Raw genomic sequence first — 25,702 nt, forward strand, 5'->3', positions numbered from 1 at the left:
TGCTATACTTAGCTATACATAATGATATCATTACACATTTCAGGAGGTATTTCATGCTGATCTTTTCACTTGACACTAAAAAATGCATGAATGGACTGCTTCTGCATTCCGGTTTCGATTCGTTTCTCTTCATTGAGGGTGAGATCGTCACATTCTGTACATTTCAGTTTGACGGACATCTGAAAAAAGATTTTTTCCATCAGGACATAACCGACGAACCTGTTCAGATCGAACGGAATTTTGCGCTCTGGAAAGAAGTAAGGGAATTTTGTTTTTCCTTGATCAAAGGGAAGCGAACTCCGCTTGGCTTCAAGCTTGTATTATCGCTTTCTTCACCGAATATCGCCCATCTTCTTGAGCGGGAAGAGCTTCCTTTTTCCCCGGCTGATGTACAGGGACTGTATCTCAATTTCAAATTCAACGGCACATCCCTTACCTGTACGACAGGCACCTCTATGAAGCTGTTCACGATGGACAAATCGCTGGAGCAGGCCTGGGACAAAATGGTCCAGCGTATCTTTACAAAACAGGATATCCCCTTTGAAATCTTGTCTTAACACATAAGAAAGGGGTCCCTAAATGACATCGCACATCAGGAGACCCCCGTTTTTATGATCTGCAGTATTCTATTTTGTAAGCATTAACATTATCTCATTGCTTCGTTTTACAAATTCCGTCATTTCCTCCGGATTCAGTGGTTTATGCGCAATCATCGCCAGATCGTAAAGCTGTTTGCAGAACAGTTCTGTATTTTCACCGTCTTTATGATCCACCACATACTGAACCAGCGGATGATTTGCATTCAGGATCAATGTAGAATCATCTCCGAACATGGACGGATCCATTCCTGCCATGCCATACATCTTCATCATTTCCTGCATACGGCGTGACTGCTCAGAAAGGGTGATCATGGAAGCGACATTTTCATCTTTCATCTTTTCCACTTTCACATTCAGTTTATCTTTTCCAAGCGCTTTCCGGAAGATTTCCATCAGGCTGTCCGTTTTTTCCTTAAATGCATCCTTTTCGTCTTCTGCCACTTCTTCTTTGAAATGATCGGTCAGTTCTGCATCGATTCTCTGGAACCGCACATGCTCATTTCTCTGCTCCAGCTGTGTGATGAACGGAGAATCAATGTTGTGGGACAGAATCACTGCATCCAGTCCTTCTTTCTTGAACATGTTGATATACTGGCTCTGCTGCTGTTCATCCGTTACATAGTAGATGGTTGTCTTCATATCCTCTGTAACGGTGTTTGCATCCTCGTTCTCATCTTCTTTATTCTCATTCGGCTCTACAATCGTGCCGCCGTTCTTCTCAATACATTCTTTGAGTGTCAGATAGTTGTGATCCAGATTCTTGAAGAGGATGTAATCTTTCATCTTATCACAGAATTTCTCATCCTTCAGGCAGCCGAATTTGATGAACGGACTGATATCATCCCAGTATTTTTCATAAGTTTCCTTATCAGTCTTGCACATTCCGGACAATTTGTCTGCCACTTTCTTGGAAATGTATTCTGCGATCTTCTGTACAAATCCATCATTCTGCAGTGCACTTCTTGATACGTTCAGCGGAAGATCCGGGCAATCGATCACGCCCTTTAATACCATCAGGAATTCCGGAATCACTTCCTTGATATTGTCTGCGATAAATACCTGGTTGTTATACAGTTTGATGGTTCCTTCGATGGAATCATATTCTGTATTGATCTTCGGGAAGTACAGAATACCTTTCAGATTAAACGGATAGTCCATGTTCAGATGGATCCAGAACAGAGGCTCCTTGTAATCCATAAATACTTTGCGGTAGAATTCGATATAATCATCTTTCGTGCATTCATTCGGATGTTTGGTCCAGAGCGGCTGTGTATCATTTATCGGAACCGGACGCTTCACAATCTTAACTTTATCCTTTGCCGGTGAAACTTCTACCATTTCTTTTTCGCCGTTCTCATTTTCTTTTTCTTCCATCTTTGCATCTTCATGGATATGTTCAACGACCTCATCAGTATCCAGAAGTTCTTCTTCCGGAATCGTCTCATATTCTGTCTCTGCATTTTCTTTTGAAAGATAGATCTCTACCGGCATGAAGGAGCAATATTTCTCCAGCACTTCACGCATACGGTATTCATTGGCAAACTGAAGGCTGTCTTCATTAAGCAATAAGGTAATCTCCGTTCCAACTCCCTCTTTATTGCCGTCTTCCATCTCATACTCTGTTCCGCCATCACTTACCCAGTGTACCGGTACTGCGCCTTCTTTATAAGAAAGTGTATCGATTTGTACTTCGTCCGCAACCATGAATGCGGAATAGAATCCAAGGCCAAAGTGACCGATCATGTCATCCTCTGTCGTCTTGTCCTTATACTTTTCAAGGAACTGCGTTGCGCCGGAGAAAGCGATCTGTGTGATATACTCTTCCACCTCATCCGCGGTCATACCAAGTCCGTTATCGATGAATTTCAATGTTTTCTCTTCCGGATTTACGATAACCTGGATCTTTGCTTTATAATCTTCCGGCATTTCATATTCGCCCATCATATCCAGTTTTTTCAGTTTAGTAATCGCATCACATCCGTTGGAAACAAGTTCACGTGCGAAAATATCATGATCGGAATACACCCATTTCTTAATGATCGGGAAAATATTTTCGCTGCTAATTGAAAGACTGCCTTTTTTTGCTGCCATTTGTACCACTCCTTATGTTAAATATTTTTTTCTTTTTCACATCTATCAGATATCTTAATACCCTAAAATCCAAATGTCAATAGAAAATTAGCACTCGTTTTGAATGAGTGCTAATAATTTTGTGAAAAATATAAACTTTTTCTAAACTTTCTATTCTACGCTCTTCAAAGATTCCACCATATCAATCTTTTTCAGTTTGTAGAACATGATCCAGTTCACGAACATAGAGAATGCCACGGTAAACAGGAAGCTGTACAGATAGCTGATTGGGTGAATTTCTCTTCCGAACATCGCTTCATTGACTTCAACGGTTACGATCACAAATCTGTGCATGAGATTTCCAAGTCCCATTCCCACCAATGCTCCCAAGAAGGTCAACATCACATTCTCTCTGTATACATAAGATGCGACTTCGATATCATAAAATCCCAAAACTTTCAGTGTAGCCAGTTCACGCCTTCGCTCTGTGATATTGATATTATTCAGATTATACAGCACCACAAACGCAAGCATTCCCGCAGAAACGATCAACACGATGATGACCAGATTCAGACTTCGAAGCATATCATCCAGCCTGCTTTCGATGCTCTTGCTGTAACTCACATTTAACACATCATCAAATTCAAGCAGCGTCCTGCCCGTTTCCTCGATCGAGTCTTCCTGTCCGTCCTTCATACGAAGAAGGATGCTATTATATTTCGGCGGTGCCCCATAAAGCTCTTCATAGGTATCATTGCTCAAATAGAGATAATGTCCCATATAGTTCTCACATATAGCGCCGATCACAACTTCACGTTCTCCTTTGTCGTCATCTTTGATCGTGATGGTATCTCCCACATTCACCGCAAGGATCTGAGACATCTTTTCGGTAAGAATCACTTTATCTTCGGCAAGTGTATATGTTTCATCACTGGTTCTGCTGTGGAAGCTGAGAAAGCTTTTCAGTTCTTCTTCACTTTCCGGTACCACAAGATACACGCTTGATTCATCGCTTTCCGATTTCACTTTCAGTTTCTGCATCCTCACCTGTGTAAAATCATCCAGCGCCGAATCTGCTTCCAATTCGTCAAGGATCTGATTCTTTTCTTCTTTATCGATCGTATCATTCATATATGCAGTCGCATCATAAAACTGTATCTTTTCATATTGAAGGTCTACGATCTCGTAAATGCAATCCTTAAGGCCAAAGCCGACCAGAAGAAGTGCCATACATCCTCCGATACCGAAAATGGTCATAAAGAACCGTTTCTTATAGCGGATCAGATTTCTGATCGATGATTTCCATGTAAAACTAAGTTTTCTCCAGAACCATCCGATTCTTTCCAGAAGGATCCGTTTGCCCTGTTTCGGTGCCGGCGGTCTCATGAGCGCAGCCGGATGAGATGCGAGTTCCTTATAGCAGGAACCGATCGTCGCCGCAAGCGTACAGATCACAGCAATTCCTGTCGCCTGAACCGCGTAGATCAAATGATACGGGAGCAGAATATCCGGCAAATGTTTATACAGGATCTTATATGCATAAATGATAACCAGTGGGAACACCTTCTCACCGATCAGGACGCCCACGATACTTCCGCCAAGTGTCGCGGAAAGTGCATAGAAAATATACTTTTTAGCTATGGCCAATTTCCCGTATCCGAGTGCTTTCATCGTGCCGATCTGGATACGCTGTTCCTCCACCATCCTGGTCATCGTTGTCAAGCTAATCAACGCAGCGACCAGGAAGAACAAGAATGGGAAAACCTCTCCGATCGAGCGCATACGATCCGCATTTTCTCCATAGCCGTCATATTCAGCCATTGCTTCACTCCGGTTCTGAATGTACCATTTCGGCTCTTCCACCTTCGCAATCTCAGCTTTTGCATCCGCAATCTGCTGCTTCGCCTCAATCATTTTTTCTTCGCCTTCACGGATCTGCTTTTCACCGTCTTCAATCTGCTGCACGGCATCCGCTGCCGCTTTGGCGTACTCGGATTTTCCTTCGGACAGTTCTTTCTCAGCCGAAACAATTTCTTTTTTTCCCTGATTAAGGCTTTCCTCTTTTTCACGGATCAGTGTCCATGCGGCATCCAGCTGTCTCTGCCCGTCTTCGATCTGCTGCTTTGCATCTAACAGTTCTTTTCTTCCATCCTCGAGCTGCTTTTTCCCCGATTCCAGAGCCTGCCCAGCTTCAATAAGCTGCTGCTCCTGCTTCAGAAGTTCTTCTTCTTTTTCCAGGAGTTCCTTCTCGGTCGCATCCAGCTCACTTCGTTTCTGGATCAGTTCCTCTCTCTGCTGCTGCAGCTCCTCTATTTTTGCAGGAATCTGCTCCTCATTTTCTACTCCGGCCACCTGCAGCTGAACAAGAATTTCATTCTTCTGTTCTTCCAGTGCCTCTTTCTTCTCCAGCATTCCCTCGTAAATCTCTACGAGTTTGTTCTGCAGTTCTGAACGTTCCTCCTCAGGAACCGCAGAAATCTTTTCATAAAGGCTTTGCCCAATCTGTACCAGCTTATCCAATGTTTCAAGTGCCGAGTCGATCTGCTCCAGACCATCTGCTGCCTGCTGAAGCTGTTCGATACCGGTATCAATCTGCAGGATTCCTTCTTCGATCTGCTCACGTCCGGCTTCAATCTGCTCTTTTCCATTGGCGATCTCTTCCTTCCCGGAAGTGATCAGCGGCATATACTGATCATAGTTTTTCTGATACTCCGCTTCCGCTTCGTCTAATTCCTTCTCCTTTTCGGAAAATTCTGCATATCCGCTCTCATATTCCTTCTTTGCCTCATCTAAGGTACTCTGCTGACGATTCAGTTCGGATTTCGCATCTTCGATTTGTTTCTTACCGTCTTCGATCTGCTTTCGTGACTGCGTAAGAAGCGCCTCGCCGTCCTCCAGCTCCTTTTTTGCATCAGCCAGCTTCTTCGCGGCTGTACTGCGAGCATCCTCCAGTTCCTGCTTTGCCGCATCCAGTTCTTCCGATTTGTCATCCAACTCTTTCTCGGCATCTGCAATCTCTGAATTTGCTTCTTCCAGGACTTCCTCACGCCGTGCCTTACAGCGCTCTTCTTCAATTTCTTCGATTGCAGCTTTTGCGGCATCCGTGAGATCTTCATATTCCTTCGTAAACGCCACTGCATCCTCCGCATCGCTCACCCGCACATAAGCTTCTGTATATACATCCAGATTGAACGACGACTTGTCAACTACTACAAACCCGCTGACCTCACCGTTTCCGATTAGACTGTTTCCCCTGCCGAATGATATGTAAAGCGGACTGTTCCCAATCCCTACAATCGTAAATGTATCACACGTCAGGGATTCCGAAAGTTCCGAATCATCTCCGGAGCGAAATGTAATTCGATCGCCTACCTGATAATCTCCATACGCGACAAAATCCTCATCCAGAAGACATTCCCCTTCCTTTTCAGGCATTCTTCCTTCCACAACCTGAACAGTGTTGAAATTCTCCTGTGCCGCCATAACATGTACGACCTTCTCATTCTCTCCTGTCGGGCACAGGACATCCTTACTGTAGCTTCCTTCCGCCTCCGCAATTCCTTTTACTTCTGAAATCGCCTGAATATCCTCGTCCGTCAATCCCATCGTACCTATAACCTTGATGTCCATCAGTTCTTCTCTATCAAAATAGGCATCTCCGGAAATCAGCATACTGGGCTGCGATGAACGTATACCGGAATAAAATGCAACTCCAAGTGCAACAATGAAAAATATTGAAATAAAACGCCCCCTCGATTTCCTGATTTCCATGAAAAAATCTTTGCGTAATATATTCTTTTTCATTCTACTCTACCATTCTATCGTTTCTACCGATACCGGGTTTGGATTCTCGGTCATCGAATCTACCTTTCCGTTTTTCATTTTAATAACCCGATCTGCCATCGGTGTGATCGCCGAATTGTGCGTGATCAGGATCACCGTCATTCCCCGTTCGCGGCAGGTGTCCTGCAGAAGCTTCAGAATTGCTTTTCCTGTATTATAATCCAAAGCCCCTGTCGGCTCATCACAAAGCAGAAGTTTCGGATTCTTCGCAAGTGCTCTCGCGATCGAAACTCTCTGTTGTTCTCCTCCGGATAACTGAGCCGGGAAATTGTTTAAGCGGTCTCCCAATCCCACATCCTGAAGCACCGTTGCCGCATCAAGAGGATTCTTACAGATCTGTAAAGCCAGCTCTACATTCTCAAGTGCAGTCAGGTTTGGAATCAGATTATAAAACTGAAAAACAAAACCGATATCAGCCCGTCGGTACGCTGTGAGCTGACGCGCATTATAAGATGCCACATCCGCGCCGTCAATCCACACTTCACCGCTTGTCGCCGTATCCATTCCGCCAAGGATATTAAGAACCGTCGTCTTACCGGCCCCGCTTGGTCCTACAACAACTGCAAATTCTCCTTTATTGATCGTAAAATCAATCCCGTCCGCAGCAGCAATTTCAATTTCCCCCATCTTATAAATCTTCCGCACTTCCTTCAGTTCAACAAATGCACTCATAAAAATCTCCTCTTGCTTCATCCGCTTATAATGTAGCTTTAAATATCTTTAATGATACCACATGTATATCAAAAATCAAAGAGACGTTTTATAAAGATAGAATTGTTCACCAATACCTTCTTCAGCATTTTTTCCTTCATTTTTTTCTCGCCTTCTTTTTCTTTTGTGGATTTTGCCTTTTTGGCGTGATTTTGCACAATTTTATTCTCTCTTTTTTAGTGCATTTGTCTTTTTTGCGAATTTACTTCTCTAATACCTCATGGTATTATAATAGCAACTTGAAGATAACTTACTAGTTTAGAAAGTTCCTTGAGCGGGGCGGCATCCTAAGTCAGTCACAATTGCCCCACCCATAAAAGGGACGCAGATAATTTAATATGACGTTTTCAGTATTTTGATACTTTTTATTTTCATTTCTCCTTTAATGAAATTATTAAGAAAAAACAGTTTGCAGTATTTCCCCCGATTATGTACTGCAGGCTGTTTTTTCGTTATTACAACTAATTTTTGACTTTCTTAACCATTTATGAATGACGGACAACATCTAAGGTGTAAAGCCTTTATTGAATAATCAAAAGCTTTACACCTTTTCTCTACTTCCGTCCCACAAGTTGTGTAAATCCGTTCCGTTTCCGGAAGTTCCTTAACAATTTATAATTCACTTTTTTCCCTCCGAATTCCTGCCGGTACATTCACTCTTCTCTTTCTGGCAAAGCCCACAGCAGCGAACGCGCTTATCCATGACATTCCTGCAATAAGCATCCACCAAAACCGCTGTTTTTCATCTCCCGTTTTTACATTTGAAGGTTTTCCGGGTGTTTTTCCCTGATAACTGTTTCTGAAAATAACCCCGTCTGTTTTTTCTCCTTTCTCATTCTCGACAATGATCTGACAGACCATCTTCTCGTCAGTGGTGTTCTTCACATACACACTGACATGATAGATCTGTTCATCATATGAATAGTTCTGTTCTTTCGTTGCAATAATCTGACGGATTTCATATTCATATACTCCGCCATGCTGATATCGGATCGGTCCGAGCTGAACCTGCTGATTGTCTTTCAGCCTGAACTCCAGCCTTCCGTTTTCACTTCCTTCCGGCATTGGGTCTAACGGCTCCACTGCTTGCATTTGATAAGAAAAGCTGCGATTCAAATCTGCGGGAACTATCTGTTCCGTCGTAAATACCTGTTCCACCGGAACCGTCACCTCAGCGGACTGCTCGGCAGCCCTTACTGTTATGTTCTGAAATACCAGAACACAGCACAATGTCACCCAAAATTTTATTCTCCGCTTTCTATTTCTTTTTTCCATCTTCTTTCTCTCCTTTGCCAGCATTCATTTCGTTGTCAATCTTTGCCACCAGGATGAATCTTCCGTTTGTCCCTTCCGGCGTGCATGTCGAAAGTAAAAGGATCTGATCATTTTCCGAAAGCTCCATATCGTTTGAATGCATAGCATGCAACTTAATATATGTAAGAAATTCCTGCTTTTTTTCTTCTTGTCCAATCGTAGGATTGTATATCACATTATTATATGCATCGTCCTTTAAGATTGCAGCAAATTCAAGCTCTTTCTCCCTTCCGTTTACGTACAGACTTCCATATCGATGCTCTTTAAAAAAAGTTTCCTCCGTAAAATTCTCCAGTTCTCCGAACATCGCCTTTTTTTCCATATGATGTCCGTAAATGATATTGCAGAAATCCGAAAAATCCGATGTGTTTCGATAATCCAGAAACAAGCTGCCGGCAAGTGAGAATTCTCCTTTGGCATTCACATTGACATATTTCTGGTTGTCATCTGTCTGCGCCACCGGATAGTCAATGTTTGTTCCATAAATCGTGAGCCACGCAATGACCTCCGGGTTCAGTTTCTGCAGTTCTGCAAAAGACTCTGAATTGTCCCCTTCCGGTTTGTATGTTTCATATTGTTTCTTATCGGCCTCTGAATAAATCTGATTCGAATCCCAGATAGCATAACATCCATATGCTGCCAGCATGAGGAAGAGGACGAACACGGTCAGATTCACCATGCCGTCCATCCACCGGACAATTCGTTTCCCGATATCATATAGAAGACTTTTTTCTTTCACCGCGTTCGTCCCACTTCTGTTACACTTCCCCATGTTCTGAAACGATCACTCCTGTTTAACGGCAGCTCCTGCGACTCTTCATAACTGCCAGCACTCCCAACACAGCTGCAAATGCTGCGATCATAACTGCAAACGGAAGTGAATTTACCACAATTCCTGTAATTGCAACATCTTTATATGTGTTGGTAAATGATGCAGTATTGGTATTCTCACCTACCAGATTGGATGTCTGATTACCAGCAACGGATGTCAGGGAATCCGTTTCCTTGGCCGTTTTGCCATCAACCGTTTTTACTCCGTTTTCTACTACGGTCACACTCGGTGTATAGCCGTCTTCCGCTCCAACCTCTGTTACCACATATCTGGTTCCGGCCGGCAGATTTTCAAACACCAGGCTCTCACCGTCATGAAGCTCAAACTCTTTTTCCTCATCAACAACACAAACCACTTCTTCATTACCGATTTTTCCGGTGTACGAAGTCTCTTCTCCAGCTGTGGCAGATTTAATGAATTTTATTTTAAATGTAAAGTCTTTTGTCTTATCCGCATATGCGCCGACCGTTTCCTTGCTGATCGTAAGCTTCTGATTATTTTTGATAAATGTATTGATGAACTCAATACAATCTATTTTCTTACCGTTCTTTTCTGCAGTGATTTTGTCAACAGTAAGTCCGTCATCATCATTGATTACGTATACATGTAATTCATAGGAAGCATCTGAGTAGATCATATCTTCATTTTCTGCTTCTTTATAAGTATCTGCTTTTTCTGTCACAGTATACACATACTCTCCTGCATGCGGAAATGTTCCAAATACAATATTACTATCCTTTGCGATACTGTATTTTCCGCCTGCCACATCACCCGTCTCATCATCTGATGAATATGTAATATCCTCTATTGTTGCATCCGGTGCATCTTCGGTCACTTTTGTAATTTCAAATTGAAATCTTGCATTCGGCACACTGACACCTTCTGCAAATTCCAACACTTTTGTGATTTCTGCCTCCACTTCCGGCACCGTATCCTGTGATTTTCCTTCATCAGCCATTACGGTTCCTCCGCAGGCCATCGTTACTGTCATCACACCTGTAAGAAGCAATGCTCTTAATCGTTTCATTTTGATCATGTCTTTTTCCTCCTCTTTTTTATTTGTAACTGTTCAGAGGCAAGCAGATTTGTCAAAAAAGGGCGTTGAATGCTTGCATTCGTGTACACTTTTTTGCACAAATCTATTTGGCGGATACACCACACTGAGGAAACACGAAGTGTTTTCGAGGTTGGCTCTGAACAGTTACTTTAATTTTTATATAACCACAGCCATGAAGGGGCTGCGTTTATATCCCTCTCTGCCGAATGACCGTCATGACTTTTCCATAGGTCCGCTCAATGGATACCGGTCCATAGATTCGGCTGTCCGTCGCATTTTCCCGGTGATCGGCAAGTACAAACACCTCACCTTCCTGCACTGTTAACGGGAATGCGAACCCTTCTGCATATGGAAGGGTCTCTGTGTAAATGTCACTTTCCACCTGCAGATATCCGTTGATTGCCATTCCATCTTCCGTAAAATCCACTGTATCTCCTTCAACTGCGATTACTCGGCGTATTTCTTTTTTATCATCGTTCTCCAGAACAATGACATCTCCCGCCTGATAGTCTTTCTGAATCCGCCATGTTATGACAAGGTCTCCGTCCTTAACTGCCGGCTTCATGGAGTTATCACCCGAACGAAAGATTCCGAAAAAGCAGGTAACCATCACCACCACTACCAGGGCCAACAGCCCTATTTTCACAAACAGATACCGTACATCCTCCCAAAGCGAAGGTTTCCTGCTCTCCGACTCCATCAGCTTCTTCTCCTTCTGCGAAGGGTCAACGCACAGATTCCTTCAACAAACGCAAGTCCTGCTATTCCGGAGACCAAAATCGAACCACCCTGAGTTTCCACGATACCGGTCACCGGGACCGCATCTTTTTGATTGACCACTTCTACAAGTGCGTCTTTATCCAGAGTGCCCGATGCCTCTTCTGTCCAGTCGCCATTATAAGAAACACTATATCCTGCTGCTCCCTCATCTGATTCTTCTACCGTAAATGTTCCTCCCAGAGGAAGCTGCTTCAAGGTGATCTGCTGACCGTGTTTTAATTCGATTGCCGCTGTTCCGTTTGTAAAAGTGAGCAAGCCATCCTGTACTGCCGTATTGGCATCCTTGACATCCGTTTTCTGTCCTCCGATATAAGAGAACGTTCCATTTACCTCTTTTCCGTTTTTATCTTTGATCTGTATGACCATGGTAAACGCTTTCGTCTTATCTCCCATTTTCCCGGTTACTTCTTTATTTATAACAAGATCCGGAAGTCTGGTATTTGTGACAATGAACCCATTCTTTTCATCTCCTTCGACCCTGCTCTCAAATCCGGTCACATCGGTTTCTTTGACCGTGTATGTATGGCCCTTTGCCACATTACAGAAGGATCCTTTCCATTCTTCCTGCCCGGTTAATGTTACCGTCCGATACGCATCTGTTCCGTCATCCTGATAGAGATTCACGGTCACTTCCTGAGGCAGTACATCTTCTTCGGAAACATTTTCCCATTTCTTTTCAACCGGAATGGTAAGCGCACTTACCTGAATGACCGGCTTTTCCACATACGAGGCACAGGAAACAGCTGCATCATCACTCTTTCCAAATGTATAAATCAGAGTCGGCCCGTTTTCTCCTTCCGCATTCGAATAGAATCCATCTTTTCCGGAGCTTGTATCATTTCCCGGTGCGTCACTTCTCGCGCTTCCGACCGCATTATATCCCATGTCTGCATAGGTATCATATGCAAGCTGTGTCGGCTTCACATCGAAACTGACCGAATAGGTATAATCCTGGTCGAGTACATATCCTTCCCGGAAAACGGCTGTTACTTTTTTCGTTTCCGACTGGTAAGAAACATGGATCAGATCACTCACAGAAATATATTCTCCTCCGAACTCCACTTCCGTTACTTCACTGCCATTTTTATCTGTCACTTTGATTACCGGCTGAAATGGATCCTCCGCTTCTACATACACACTCAGCGTATCTTCAATCGTAACATTACGGCAGGTATATTCCGTAATATCTGAAATGATTGATTGAAACGCGCTCACCAGGCCATCGGCATTTGCCGCAGAATAATACGCTTTCTTTTCTGCTCCCGGTTTATCTTTCAGTGTATTCAGGAAACTGGACGAACTGTCTGTTGAGATACCGATCGAGTAAAATCCGGACAGTCCGGACAATTGGGCTGCCTGTTGATAAGCCGCTTCCGCATTCTCCCCATTTGAGTCAGCATTCCCTTCTCCTACCGTTAAGCCGCTTTCATTGTAACGGAATGTGGGCAGGCCATCGGATAGGAAAATCACGATTTTCTGCGCATCCTCTCTTGCATATTCCAATACTTCCTCTCCGGTGAGAAGTCCTGCCTGACAGTTCGTTCCTCCATCTGCTTCGATCGCGTTGACATTTACATTTACCACATTTTGATCCGTTGTCCAATCATTCGGTATAATGGATACTGCATCATTATATGCAGCATCTTTTTCATATTTGCTGCCCTTCTTTCCACTATAGGCAACAACCGCCATCCGTGCATCGATCTCATCATTCCCAAGAATTGCCTGAGACAGACCCTTCGTACCTGTCACAACCTCCTGCAATTTTTCCATCCTTGTAGGTGCGCTGTTTCCACTTCCGTATTTTTCATCCATACTTCCGGATCGATCCACAATCAGAAGTACATCCAGTTTCGGTGTCACTTTCTCAGAATCATACATTCCCTTTACATTAAGTGTCAGAGTGTAGCTGTCATCACCGTTATATCGGATAAACTTATGATGTTCCGGGGATGAATCCTGCGTTTCTCCAGATAATTGTTGTCCTGATGTCACCTCTTTTTCTTTCGCAGCTTCCTGTCCGTCAGCATGTACCGATGCCGACGGGATCCCACTTCCCATAAGAAACGCCAACAGCACGGCTGCTGCTCTCGCCAGTACGGAATGTGTACGGGTTCTTCCATTACCCATTTTCTGATCCTCCTTTTGCCACTTACATTGAAACCTTTTGTTTCTCCACCGCAGAAGATTTTCCTGCAGTGATTATCCATATCTGAAATATATTCTTTCAATACAAAAAATATGACAACAAATTTTTATTTATCGGCATACGAAAAGAAATAAAAAACAGGAAAGTAACTCCAAAAAGTAACTTTCCTGCTCTTTCTTGTTCTAAAATATGAATTTATGTCCCTTATTTCAGCATATCCCGAAGCATCTGATTCACCATTCCCGGATTCGCTTTTCCCTTCATGGCTTTCATGATCTGACCGACAAGTGCCCCCAGTGCCTTTTCTTTTCCACCCTTGTAATCCTCTACTGCTTTTGGGTTCGCTGCAATTACCTGCGCTGCAATTTCCCGAAGTGCACCTTCATCGTTCACCGTTTTTAATCCGTTCTCTTCTACATATTTTTCCGGATCGACATCTTCGGCAAATACTTTTTCAAATACTTCTTTTGCCACAGAACTATTAATCGTTCCGGCATCTGCAAGGTTGATGAGTTTCGCCAGATTCTCCGGTGAAAAACGGATATCTGCCGGTTCCTGTCCGTTTTCATTCAGAAGACGCATGGTCTCAACCATAAGCCAGTTGGATACTTTCTTCGGTTTTCCGCAGATCGCGGTTGTTGCCTCGAAGATATCCGCCATTTTTTTACTTCCGGTAATGATCTCGGCATCATACTGCGGAATATCATATTCTCTCTTATAACGCTCCAGTTTTTCTGTACGCAGTTCCGGCTGACGAGCTTTCACATTTTCGATCCACTCATCACTGATCACGATCGGCACCAGATCCGGTTCCGGGAAATAGCGGTAATCCTGCGCATCTTCTTTGGATCGCATTGCATAAGAATATTCTTTATTGTCATCCCATCTTCTGGTTTCCTGAATCACTTTCTTGCCTTCTTCCAGAAGTTCGATCTGTCTTGCACGCTCGCCTTCAATCGCACGACTGATTGCTTTGAAGGAATTCAGGTTCTTCATCTCGGTTCGGGTTCCGAATTCTTTTGATCCGACTTCACGAACCGATAAGTTTACATCAGCTCTCATGGAACCTTCCTGAAGCTTGCAGTCCGATGCCCCCAGATACTGGCAGATCATTCTCAGCTTCTCCAGATAGGCAATGACTTCTTCTGCTGAACGCATATCCGGCTCTGATACGATTTCGATCAGCGGCACACCGCTTCGATTATAATCCACAAGAGAACAATCCTCCCATTCATCATGGATCAGTTTTCCGGCATCTTCTTCCATATGCATTTCATGAATGCGGACTTTTTTCTTCGTATCGCCCACTTCAATTTCTACATATCCATCTCTTGCGATCGGGAGATAGAGCTGCGAAATCTGATAATTCTGCGGATTATCCGGATAGAAATAATTCTTCCGGTCAAATTTGCAGACCTGCGTGATCTTACAGTTTGCCGCAAGGCCGACCGCCATCGCATATTCAACGACCTGTCTGTTCAGTACCGGAAGTGCCCCCGGCATACCGGTGCAGACCGGACATGTATGGGTATTCGGCGCTCCTCCGAACTCCGTACTGCAGGAACAGAAGATTTTTGTTTTTGTCGCTAATTCTACATGGACCTCAAGTCCGATCACTGTCTCATATTGTTTTGACATTTACGCTTCCTCCTTTCCTGCGGTCTGTGTTTTATCATAATCAGAAATCCATTTCTTTTGAGTCAGACATTCATACGTATACGCCGCACGGAATAGTTTTTTCTCCTGGAAACAGTCCCCGATCAGCTGCATCCCTACCGGAAGTCCTTTGGAATCACGTCCCACCGGAATACTGATCCCCGGAAGTCCTGCAAGGTTGACCGAAATTGTGTAAATATCTCCCAGATACATCTTAAGTGGATCGCTAAGAGACGATCCCAGTTTCGGAGCCGTAGTCGGAGCTGCCGGTGCAAGGATCATATCATATTTGGTAAATGCCTGATCAAAGGCCTTTTTAATCAGTGCTTTTGTTTTTAGTGCTTTCAAATAGTAGGCGTCATAATATCCGGAGCTTAATACGAAAGACCCCAGCATGATACGGCGCTTTACCTCCGGTCCAAACCCTTCAGACCGGGTTTTTTTATACATTCCATGAAGCTCCTCATAGTCTGCCGTTCTGTATCCGTATTTTACACCGTCAAATCGCGCAAGATTGGAGCTTGCTTCCGCAGAAGCGATGACATAATAAGCCGGAATTGCATATTTTACAAGCCCCAGATCAAATCGTTCCACACTGGCACCGGCTTCCTCCAGCACTTTCGCAGCTTCCAGAATCGGTTCTGCCACTTCCGGATCCAGTCCTTCACCGAAATAATCCTGTGGGATACCGATTCTCATCCCTTTTACATCATTTACCAGTGCACTGGTGAAATCCGTATCTGTTCTTTCCATAGAAGTACTGTCTTTCACATCATGCGATGCGATCGTCTCCAGAATGGCTGCACAGTCACTTACGTCTCTTGCGATCGGTCCGATCTGATCCAGAGAGGAACCGTAAGCAATGAGTCCATAACGAGAAACCGTTCCGTATGTCGGCTTAATTCCCACAACTCCGCAATAAGAACTTGGCTGACGGATCGAGCCGCCGGTATCAGATCCCAGTGCATAGGGAACCTCCATCGCCGCTACTGCCGCACAGGAACCACCGGAAGATCCTCCCGGGACATGTTCCAGATTCCATGGATTCTTCGTCTCACCATAATAGGAAGTTTCCGTTGTACTTCCCATGGCAAATTCATCCATGTTGGTCTTTCCGATGATGACTGCCCCCGCCTTCTCCAGATTCAGAACCGCCTCTGCCGTATAGGTAGGATTGAAATTCTCCAGGATTCTGGAACTGCATGTGGTAAGCATTCCTTTCGTACACATATTGTCCTTGATTGCCACCGGGACTCCTGCAAGCGGTCCGGTGTAAGTCCCGTCCTCGATTCCTCTCTGAACCTCTTCCGCTCGATTAAATGCTTTTTCTCTATCTATTGTCACAAAACTATTTACTTTATCTTCAACTTTATCAATCTGTTTCAGACACGCTTCTACCGCTTCTTTCACAGTGATCTCTTTCGCTTTTATTTTTCTTCCAAGCTCAAGTGCTGTCATACTCAAGATATCCATTTACGTTCTCCTCCTATGCAAATGTTTTCGGTACTTTGTAGCTCTGCTCTTTCTGCTGCGGTGCATTTGACAGCATGGCCTCATGGTCGTCTCCGTTTTCCACCGTATCTTCACGGAACACATTATGGATCGGGAATACATGGGACATCGGCTCGATCCCCTCGGTATCCAGTTCATTTAAAGTATCTATATAATCCAGCATTGTTTCCATGTCGGATTTAGCCTGCTCTTTTTCTTCTTCGGAAAGCTCCAGCTTCGCCAGAATTCCAACATATTCGATTGTCTCGTCGGAAATTTTGTTTGCCATTTTCTGATTCTCCTTCACTTATTAAATTCTGATTTTATATCATTTTAGAAGCGTATCTTGTAGCCACACGTTCTTCCGTTAAGGCGTAAGTCTGCTCAAATCTCTCGGGAAGAGTGTGGTTTCCCTGACATTATCCTCTCCCAGAAGCTGCATAGTCAAACGTTCCATTCCAATACCAAGTCCTCCATGCGGTGGCATGCCGTGTTTAAAAGTATCCAGATATGTCTCCAGCCCCTCCTCGGTCATTCCACGTTTTTCCAGTTTTGCAAGAAGCATATCATAATCATGGATTCTCTGTCCTCCTGTCGTAATCTCAAGACCACGGAACAGGAGATCGAAGCTGAGCGTAAATCTCTCATCTTCCGGATCGTCCATCGCATAAAACGGGCGCTTCTTGGACGGATAATAGGTAACAAAAACAAAATCACTTCCCCATTCTTCTTTTGCATACTGTCCGATCAAATGCTCTTCCTCCGGCTCCAGATCGAACGGATTGCGGATACGGCGGTTATATTTTTCAGAGACAAGCTGCTTGACCTCATCGAAACGTACAGCCGGAATCTGATCTACATTCGGAAGTTCCACTCCCAGAATCTTCAGTTCCTTTGCATATTCTTTTTCCAGAAGCTTCATCGTATACTGAAGGAAACCTGTTTCCATTGCCATGATATCCTCAAAGCTGTCAATATACCCCATCTCAAAGTCCAAACTGGTGTATTCATTCAAATGCCGCTTCGTATTGTGCTTCTCCGCTCGGAATACCGGTCCGGTTTCAAATACCCGGTCAAATACACCGACCATCATCTGTTTATAGAGCTGTGGGCTCTGCTCCAGAACTGCCGGTCTGTGGAAATAATCCAACCGGAACAAGTTCGAACCTCCCTCTGCTCCTTTTGCTCCGATCTTCGGAGTATGAATTTCGGTAAACCCTTGTTTATACAAAAATTCGCGGAAACCTCTTACGATTCCTTCCTGTATTTTAAATTTTGCCCGCTCTCTTACATTTCTCAGTGAAATAGAACGATAATTCAGCTTTGCCTCCAGAGATGTATTCAGTTTCCATTTGGAAACCTGAAGTGGTAACGGCTCTTTGGGTGTACTCAGAATACGAATCTCTTCCATCTTAAGTTCTACACCATTCGGTGCCTTCTCGGATGCCTGAAGCGTTCCGGTCACTTCCACTGTAGCTGCTTCACGGATTTCTTTTAAATCAAAATCAGAACTTCCCTCCTCATAGACACATTGAAGAAGCCCGTCTCTTTTTCTCAATACAACGAATGCAACGGTTCCCATATCACGTACCGTATGAACTGCGCCATTTACACGAACCTTTTTCCCCAGCATATCTTCTTCCAGAAGCTGTCCGAACTCCAGTGTTTCTTTTTCTTTTACACCTGTCATAAATTCCATGGTTTAAATCCTCCTCAATCACTTTTCTTGCCGTCCTGGCGATATTCCGGATCCTTTTTCCTGATTTTGCATATAAAAAGTCCCGGAATACAATGTATTCCGGGACGGATATCCATATCCGCGGTACCACCCGCATTAACTTCCCTCCTTGGAAGCCCAACTTCATGTGCGTAACGTGCACTTACGTACTGACTTACTGAAATTCTTTTTATATGAAGCCTTTTCTCCATTCACTGATCATTCCGCATTCAGCCAGTCTGCTCCGGAGTGTTCCCTTCGCCTCATTCCTCAAACAGCGCTCTCAGTCGGTGACGCCGTATTCCTGTCAAGTTCCAGAAGCAAGAGTCTCTTTCATCGCATTGCAAAATAAATTTTTTCAAATAATATCACAATCATTTCCATTTTTCAAGGGTATTTTTCAAAAAAACCGAGTTTTCTCTATTTTCCACTCTTATTTTGTATGTCTGTCCACATATTTATTTTCTGTCTTGGAATACACAATCCGCTGTTCCTTGTACAGACTATAATATCCTGACACCAGATAGCTCACAGCCACTACGCTGCAGTAAAATGGCATTCCAGTAAATCCAAACATTTCAAAAGCAATCAGCATAGAACTGATCGGGCTATTTGTAACAGCGCAGAATACGCCGACCATTCCACACGCCGCACAGATATCCGGAGGAAGTGCAAGAAATGCCGACATGGCCGATCCCAGAGTCGCACCGATGAATAACGACGGAACGATCTCACCGCCCTTAAATCCCACACATAGAGTCAGACAGGTAAAGACCATTTTCAGAAGGAATTTCTCCGGTGATACGGCCCCCTTAAAGCTTGCCTGGATCACGCCTCCACCAAGTCCAAGATAGTCCTCTGTTCCCAAAAGGAACCGAAGTACAATGACCGCTGCCGCACCTGCCACGATTCTCAGATAAGGATTCGCAAACCATTCTTTAAATTTGTGTTCGCAGGTATGGAGCATGACACAAAACAGAACTCCGGCCAAGGCAAACGCAATCGCAAGAATGAGAAATTTGAGGGTCTGAAAACTATAAAAATCAGGTACATCTTCGACGGGATATGGATGTGCCAGCGTCCTTACTTTGAAGAGGAGTGCAACATACTGAGCCGTAAATGATGCAAACATACAGGGAACCAGTGCTGAGTAATACATAATCCCCACACTCACAACTTCCATCGGGAAGATTGCGGCTGCCATCGGCGTACCGAATAATGCCGCAAAAGCCGCACTCATGCCCGAAAGGATGATGATCTTTTCATCACTTTCATTCAAGTGAAGACGCCTTCCGATCCAGCCGCCCACACTGGCGCCGAACTGAAGAGCCGCTCCTTCTCGTCCGGAAGACCCTCCGAAAAAATGTGTGATTACCGTTGAAATCAAAATCAACGGCGCAACGCGGATCGGTACATCTTCATCCTGCGAACGGATAACGGAAAGTACCAGATTTGTTCCGGTGTTTTTCTCTTCTCCGGCCTTTTTATACAGCCACACGATCAAAAGTCCTCCAAGTGGCAGGCCGAAGATCACCCAGAAATGCGCCATCCGAAATGCGGTCGCCCATGAAACCGCGTAGGAAAAGATACTGGCGATCGTTCCCACCACCCCTCCGGTCACGAGCGACATCAGTATCCATTTTACAAGAACTGTCAGCTGGTTTTTCCAGATTTCCAGCATTTCATTCATTTTTTCTCCCATGTTTATCTCTCCCTCTTCCTTTGTAACAGTCCATTCACTATAATTATTAAGTATACTCTTTTTATTGGGCTACTGCAAACCTGTTTTATCCTGTTTTACCCTTTTCTATTCTTTCTCCCCCTGATTCACCAGCAGCCAATTGGCCCTGAAGCTTCGCATCAGATTCCAGTATCCGAACCCTCTTATCCCCTTTTCTCTGACAAGCTCCATTTTAGCACGAATACTGCGCACATCTTCGAACCATACCTCATGCTGTTTTCCTCCGGACCAGTATGTGAAATACGGACTTTGGACCTTTTCGTCATATTGAATCTCAGCCCCATTTTCCGAAGCAATACGTACCGCTTCCACATTTCCAATCAGTTCCGCCCGTGTTTCACCACGCTTATAAGGGAGTTCCCAGTCGTACCCATAGTTCGGAATCCCCATCATGATCTTCTCACGCGGAATCTCTGTGACTGCATACTCCACAACTTCCCACACTTTGTTTAAAGGTGCAACCGCCATTGGCGGACCATACATGTATCCCCATTCATACGTCATGAGAAAAACCGTATCCGCTGCCGCCCCAAGACGTCTGTAATCCATACCTTCATAGAGCAGTCCTTTCTGGTCAGCAGATGTTTTAGGGGCAAGCGCAACAGAAACGGAATATCCGTTTTCCGCCATTACATTTTGCAGATGTTCCACGAACTTAACATATCCTTCTTTATCTTCCGGCAGAATATATTCAAAGTCAACATCCACTCCTGCATATCCTTTTTCCTGCACGACAACCAGAATGTTTGCAATCAATGTGTTCTGCATTTCTGCATTTTCAGTCACAATCTTGATCAGCTGATTGTTGAAAACTCCCGCTTCCGAAAAGGGAGTCAGCACCAGAAACGGCTGAACCCCGAATTTTTTTGTCTCTCTTAGGATCCAGTCTTCTTTCACTTGCGGCGGCACCAGCTCTCCATCTTCTGTAAATCCATATGAAAATATCATAATTTCATCTATATATAATAATGTTTCTCTCAGGATATATCCTGCCACATACGGGTACACATATCCGCTGACCTTTTTTTCCGGACTGTTCTGGTCCTCATATGAGATAATCAACTGCTGACCTGTGATCAGATAGGTTCGATCCAACAGGTACGGATTATTTCTATACAGCTGCTTTTCACTGATCTGATACATGGAGGCAATCGTTCCGGTCGTCTCTCCCGCCCTTACGGTATGTATGATCTCCGGATAAAGAATCAGAAGTGCCTGCCCCGGCACCAGATATTCCTGACCGGCTGTCTGGTTATCATACGCAAGTCTCGCCGGAGACACCCCATATCTTTGTGCGATTCTGTAAATCGTATCCTGTGGCTTTACTACATAAATTTCCATACTCTTTTTCCTGAATGCTCTCTGTTTCCTTTGATTTTATGCAGGAAACATGATATACTATACCCAGTTACACGTTCTGATTGCAAAGGGTTGAACCTGAGCAAAAAGGCGCATTTATCCGAATTATTTCATACATTTTCATTTCTTTATTCTGACAACATTTTTGAGGAAATTCTTTCTGTCTTTATCGCCAAACGTGTACAATTTATAGCATCGTCACACATTTGTCTCGAGAAAGGAGGTTTTACTCATATGTCTGAAGCAGACTCACGAATCGCTCTGATCGGAATTATTGTTTCCAGCCACGAATCCGTAGAACAACTGAACGCACTTTTAAGTGAATACGGTTCCTACATTGTCGGAAGAATGGGCATTCCCTATCGGGAAAAAAATATTTCCATTATCAGCATCGCCATGGATGCACCGAATGATATCATCAGCGCACTTTCCGGAAAGATCGGAATGCTGCCCGGCATCAGTACAAAGACAATTTATGCAAAAACAAAATAACCGGAGAACCATTCATGAGAGAACTCATTACAAAATTAGAAGAAACCGGGAATCTGAGCCAAACCGAATGGATCGCTTTGATCAATGGCCGTACCCCAAAGCTTGCAGAGTTTCTATTTGAGCGGGCACGGGCTGTACGCCATCAGTATTATGGTCATGATGTATATATCCGGGGACTGATTGAATTTACCAATTACTGCAGAAATGACTGTTATTACTGCGGAATTCGCTGCAGCAATGCTTCTGTTGCCCGGTATCGTCTTACCAAAGACGAAATACTGGATTGCTGTCAGACCGGTTACCGTCTTGGTTTTCGTACCTTTGTCCTGCAGGGAGGCGAAGATGCATGGTTCACGGACAAGCGGATGGCCGTACTCATCCGGGCAATCAAAACTCGTTTTCCGGACTGTGCGCTCACACTCTCCATTGGTGAAAAATCCCGAGAGAGCTACAAGCTGTTCCATGACATGGGTGCAGACCGCTATCTGCTCCGTCATGAAACCTACAATGCCAATCATTACCGGATGCTCCATCCCGCCTCATTGTCCGCCATTCGCAGACAAAACTGTCTTTTCGCACTACAGGAAACAGGTTATCAGGTAGGGAGTGGTTTCATGGTCGGCTCACCGGGGCAGACTGCCGAATACCTGGCCGAGGATATGTTGTTTCTAAAGCAACTGAATCCTCATATGGTTGGGATCGGACCGTTTATTCCCCATCATGCCACACCATTCGCCATGGAGAAAGCCGGCACTCTTGAGCTCACTTTATTTATGCTCGGACTGCTCCGGCTGATGCTGCCAAAGACACTTCTGCCGTCTACAACAGCACTCGCAACCATCCATCCGGAGGGCAGAAAAATGGGGATTCTCGCGGGTGCCAATGTTGTGATGCCGAATCTGTCACCGCAGGAGAACCGAAAGAATTACAGTCTATATGATAACAAGCGCTGCATGGGGGATGAAGCAGCAGAAGGCCTTGCCATTTTGACACAGGAAATGGAAGAAATCAGCTATCATATCGTGACCACAAGAGGCGATTCCCTGGTCACGATCCAGGATCATAATCAGGAATTAAATTTAAAAGATTTCACAGGAGGAAACGAAAATGTATAATCCAGCATCAAAAAAAGCAGATGAATTTATCAGCCATGAGGAAATTATGGAGACACTCCAGTACGCTGATGAAAATAAAAACAATCTTGAATTAATCGACCGGATCATAGAGAAGGCGAAGCTTCGCAAGGGGCTTTCCCACCGGGAAGCATCCGTTCTTCTCGCCTGCGAGAATGATGAGAAGAACCAGGAAATCTACCATCTCGCCGAGCAAATAAAGAAAGATTTTTATGGCAATCGAATTGTTATGTTTGCTCCGCTCTATCTTTCCAACTACTGTATTAACGGATGTACCTATTGCCCTTATCACATGAAAAACAAACATATTCCACGTAAAAAACTGACACAGGACGAAATCCGTAAGGAAGTTATCGCGCTTCAGGATATGGGACACAAACGGCTGGCGCTGGAGGCCGGTGAAGATCCGAAGAACAATCCAATCGAATATATTCTGGAAAGTATCAAGACGATTTACAGTATTAAGCACAAAAACGGAGCGATCCGCCGCGTCAATGTAAATATTGCCGCCACGACAGTTGAAAACTACCGCAAACTTAAGGAAGCAGGAATCGGAACCTACATCCTGTTCCAGGAAACCTATCATAAAGAAAGCTATCTGGAGCTTCATCCGACAGGGCCGAAACATGATTACGATTATCACACAGAAGCTATGGATCGCGCCATGGAAGGAGGCATTGATGATGTAGGGCTCGGCGTGCTGTTCGGTCTCGATAAATATCGTTACGAATTTGCGGGTCTTCTGATGCATGCAGAACATCTGGAAGCGGTCTTCGGAGTCGGCCCGCATACCATCAGTGTTCCTCGTCTGAGAAACGCAGATGACATTGATGCTTCTGCATTCACTAACGGAATCGATGATGATACCTTCGCCAAGATCGTAGCCTGCATCCGCATCGCAGTTCCATACACCGGCATGATCGTATCCACCCGCGAGAGCCAGAAATGTCGTGAGCGCGTACTGCATCTTGGCATTTCCCAGATCAGCGGCGGTTCCAAGACCAGCGTCGGCGGCTATGCCGAACCGGAGCCGGACGAAGAGTCTTCCGCGCAGTTTGATGTCAGCGATACACGTACACTCGACCAGGTCGTGAAGTGGCTGATGGACATGGATTATATTCCGAGCTTCTGCACCGCCTGCTATCGAGAAGGCCGTACCGGCGACCGCTTCATGTCACTCTGCAAAAGCCAGCAGATTCAGAACTGCTGCCATCCGAATGCTCTGATGACCTTAAAAGAATATCTGGTAGACTACGCTTCACCTGAAACCAAAGCAGTCGGTGATGCAATCCTTCAAAAAGAGCTGGCAAATATTCCAAACGACAAAGTTCGCGCCAAAGTGATCGAACATCTGGAAGCAATTGAAAACGGAACAGGAAATGACTTTAGATTCTAATTGAAATCGAAAATAAGGAGGCTATTATGGGATTAAATACAACTCCTTCAGCTGAGCGGATCCATATCGGGATCTTCGGAAAACGAAATGCAGGGAAATCCAGCCTGATCAACGCAATAACCGGTCAGAGTCTGGCGATTGTCTCTGATATCGCCGGGACTACCACTGATCCGGTTCTGAAAGCCATGGAACTACTGCCTTTGGGCCCGGTTGTTATGATCGATACTCCCGGTCTTGATGACGAAGGTGAACTGGGCCAGCTTCGTATTCAGAAATCTTATCAGATTCTGAACAAAACAGATATTGCTGTTCTGGTTACAGATGCGTCCTCTCCAATGACTGCCGAAGATATTGCAATTCTGGGGCGGATACGGGAAAAAGGAATTCCATACGTGGTTGCAAGAAACAAAATAGACACGATAGAAACTTTAAGTTCATCAGAATTCATCAAAGCGATTGCTGACACTCCGATTCCTGACGGGTGGCTGACCGAACAGAACTGTATCTCTGTCAGTGCAGCTACCGGCAAGAACATTTATGAGCTGAAGGAAATGATTGCAAAACAGGTGCCTGCCGAGAATATGACATTGAAAATTGTCGGCGATCTGTTAAAACCAAATGATGTTGTTGTTCTGGTGGTTCCGATTGATTCTGCAGCCCCCAAAGGAAGGTTGATTCTTCCTCAGCAGCAGACAATCCGTGACATTCTGGAAGCCGGTGCCGTCTCCGTTGTCACCAGGGAAACGGAGTTGAAAGAAACACTTGCTTCTCTAGGGAAGAAACCTCGCATGGTCATTACGGACAGTCAGGCATTTAAACAGGTATCGGCGGACACCCCGGAAAATATACATCTTACTTCATTTTCCATCCTGTTTGCAAGATACAAGGGCAATCTGGAATCCAATGTCCAAGGTGCCCGCATGCTGGAGCGTCTGAAAGATGGTGATAAAATACTGGTTTCTGAGGGCTGTACGCACCATCGGCAGTGCGAAGATATCGGTACGGTGAAACTACCGCGCTGGATCCGGAATTATACCGGCAAGGAACTGGAATTCGTTTTCACAAGCGGAACCGAATTTCCGGCCGATCTGTCCCCTTATGCTTTGATCGTCCATTGCGGTGGCTGTACACTCAGCGAGAGGGAAATGAAGTATCGTCTGAAATGTGCAGAGGATCAGCAAATTCCAATGACAAACTACGGCATCGCCATCGCCTATATGAATGGAATCCTGGACAGGAGCCTCGAGCCATTCCCGGATATCGTGTAAAAAAGGCATACCCTAACCTTGGATTCACCTGTCTAACGTATAAAAGTTTCGGATGACATGTTGTTATATACATTCTTCCGAAACTTTTTTATTC

At 44.6% G+C, this 25,702-nt stretch carries 19 protein-coding genes; 5 read left to right on the forward strand and 14 right to left on the reverse strand.

The genetic code is table 11. The features are described 5' to 3' along the window. Positions 1-53 precede the first annotated feature (53 nt). Positions 54-557, forward strand: a complete 504-nt coding sequence (locus tag ACTNB3_RS00190) for a DUF5721 family protein (protein WP_427806795.1) — start codon at positions 54-56, stop codon at positions 555-557. A 69-nt stretch (positions 558-626) separates the two neighbouring features. On the opposite strand, the gene htpG is transcribed toward ACTNB3_RS00190, so the two are convergent. From htpG to ACTNB3_RS00260, 14 genes are all read right to left on the reverse strand, one after another. Next, positions 627-2,690, reverse strand: a complete 2,064-nt coding sequence (htpG, locus tag ACTNB3_RS00195; RefSeq protein ID WP_427806793.1) for a molecular chaperone HtpG — start codon at positions 2,688-2,690, stop codon at positions 627-629. A 150-nt stretch (positions 2,691-2,840) separates the two neighbouring features. Further along, a complete protein-coding gene (locus ACTNB3_RS00200) occupies positions 2,841-6,473 on the reverse strand; it encodes an FtsX-like permease family protein (protein WP_441024006.1) in 3,633 nt (1,210 codons plus the stop codon). A 6-nt stretch (positions 6,474-6,479) separates the two neighbouring features. Further along, complete coding sequence (locus ACTNB3_RS00205; protein WP_427806790.1) at positions 6,480-7,184, reverse strand: ABC transporter ATP-binding protein; 705 nt, start codon at positions 7,182-7,184, stop codon at positions 6,480-6,482. 651 nt (positions 7,185-7,835) lie between these two features. After that, positions 7,836-8,498: a Spy0128 family protein gene (locus tag ACTNB3_RS00210; protein WP_427820298.1), complete on the reverse strand. Its 663-nt coding sequence runs from the start codon at positions 8,496-8,498 to the stop codon at positions 7,836-7,838. Then, positions 8,482-9,309, reverse strand: coding sequence for a class B sortase (gene srtB / locus ACTNB3_RS00215; RefSeq protein WP_427820297.1), 828 nt, complete (start codon positions 9,307-9,309; stop codon positions 8,482-8,484). The genes ACTNB3_RS00210 and srtB overlap by 17 nt, the downstream gene beginning before the upstream one ends. A gap of 22 nt (positions 9,310-9,331) precedes the next feature. After that, positions 9,332-10,405, reverse strand: a complete 1,074-nt coding sequence (locus ACTNB3_RS00220) for a DUF7601 domain-containing protein (protein WP_427820296.1) — start codon at positions 10,403-10,405, stop codon at positions 9,332-9,334. A 208-nt stretch (positions 10,406-10,613) separates the two neighbouring features. Then, positions 10,614-11,126 carry a signal peptidase I gene (gene lepB, locus ACTNB3_RS00225; protein ID WP_427820295.1) on the reverse strand — a complete coding sequence of 171 codons (513 nt, stop codon included), beginning with the start codon at positions 11,124-11,126 and terminating at the stop codon, positions 10,614-10,616. Further along, the gene (locus ACTNB3_RS00230; protein WP_441024010.1) at positions 11,126-13,336 is read right to left on the reverse strand and encodes a DUF7604 domain-containing protein; all 2,211 of its coding nucleotides are present in this window, start codon (positions 13,334-13,336) and stop codon (positions 11,126-11,128) included. The genes lepB and ACTNB3_RS00230 overlap by 1 nt, the downstream gene beginning before the upstream one ends. A 223-nt stretch (positions 13,337-13,559) precedes the next feature. After that, positions 13,560-14,993, reverse strand: coding sequence for an Asp-tRNA(Asn)/Glu-tRNA(Gln) amidotransferase subunit GatB (gatB, locus tag ACTNB3_RS00235; RefSeq protein WP_427820293.1), 1,434 nt, complete (start codon positions 14,991-14,993; stop codon positions 13,560-13,562). Then, positions 14,994-16,484 carry an Asp-tRNA(Asn)/Glu-tRNA(Gln) amidotransferase subunit GatA gene (gene gatA / locus ACTNB3_RS00240; RefSeq protein WP_441024013.1) on the reverse strand — a complete coding sequence of 497 codons (1,491 nt, stop codon included), beginning with the start codon at positions 16,482-16,484 and terminating at the stop codon, positions 14,994-14,996. Between the two features lie 13 nt (positions 16,485-16,497). Then, the gene (gatC, locus tag ACTNB3_RS00245) at positions 16,498-16,791 is read right to left on the reverse strand and encodes an Asp-tRNA(Asn)/Glu-tRNA(Gln) amidotransferase subunit GatC (RefSeq protein WP_427806778.1); all 294 of its coding nucleotides are present in this window, start codon (positions 16,789-16,791) and stop codon (positions 16,498-16,500) included. 78 nt (positions 16,792-16,869) lie between these two features. Beyond that, entirely contained in the window at positions 16,870-18,201 is a 1,332-nt protein-coding gene (gene aspS, locus ACTNB3_RS00250) for an aspartate--tRNA(Asn) ligase (protein WP_427820291.1), read from the reverse strand. Positions 18,202-18,652: 451 nt separating this feature from the next. Further along, positions 18,653-19,921: a chloride channel protein gene (locus tag ACTNB3_RS00255; RefSeq protein ID WP_441024016.1), complete on the reverse strand. Its 1,269-nt coding sequence runs from the start codon at positions 19,919-19,921 to the stop codon at positions 18,653-18,655. A 105-nt stretch (positions 19,922-20,026) separates the two neighbouring features. Then, positions 20,027-21,301 (reverse strand): glycosyl hydrolase family 18 protein, encoded by a 1,275-nt coding sequence (locus tag ACTNB3_RS00260; RefSeq protein ID WP_441024018.1) that lies wholly within the window; start codon positions 21,299-21,301, stop codon positions 20,027-20,029. A 252-nt stretch (positions 21,302-21,553) separates the two neighbouring features. On the opposite strand from ACTNB3_RS00260, the gene ACTNB3_RS00265 reads away from it, so the two are divergent. Genes ACTNB3_RS00265 through hydF form a run of 4 tightly spaced genes read left to right on the forward strand, consistent with a single transcriptional unit; the run spans position 21,554 to position 25,608 of the window. Next, the gene (locus ACTNB3_RS00265) at positions 21,554-21,811 is read left to right on the forward strand and encodes a TM1266 family iron-only hydrogenase system putative regulator (protein ID WP_427806774.1); all 258 of its coding nucleotides are present in this window, start codon (positions 21,554-21,556) and stop codon (positions 21,809-21,811) included. A gap of 14 nt (positions 21,812-21,825) precedes the next feature. Continuing rightward, positions 21,826-22,926, forward strand: coding sequence for a [FeFe] hydrogenase H-cluster radical SAM maturase HydE (hydE, locus tag ACTNB3_RS00270; protein ID WP_441024020.1), 1,101 nt, complete (start codon positions 21,826-21,828; stop codon positions 22,924-22,926). After that, positions 22,919-24,340, forward strand: a complete 1,422-nt coding sequence (hydG, locus tag ACTNB3_RS00275; protein WP_427806772.1) for a [FeFe] hydrogenase H-cluster radical SAM maturase HydG — start codon at positions 22,919-22,921, stop codon at positions 24,338-24,340. Before hydE ends, hydG begins: the two co-directional genes overlap by 8 nt. A 26-nt stretch (positions 24,341-24,366) precedes the next feature. Beyond that, positions 24,367-25,608, forward strand: a complete 1,242-nt coding sequence (gene hydF, locus ACTNB3_RS00280; RefSeq protein WP_277647605.1) for a [FeFe] hydrogenase H-cluster maturation GTPase HydF — start codon at positions 24,367-24,369, stop codon at positions 25,606-25,608. Positions 25,609-25,702 lie beyond the last annotated feature (94 nt).

The sequence above is a fragment of the Bariatricus sp. HCP28S3_D3 genome (assembly GCF_052065755.1).
GTDB lineage: Bacteria > Bacillota > Clostridia > Lachnospirales > Lachnospiraceae > Allocoprococcus.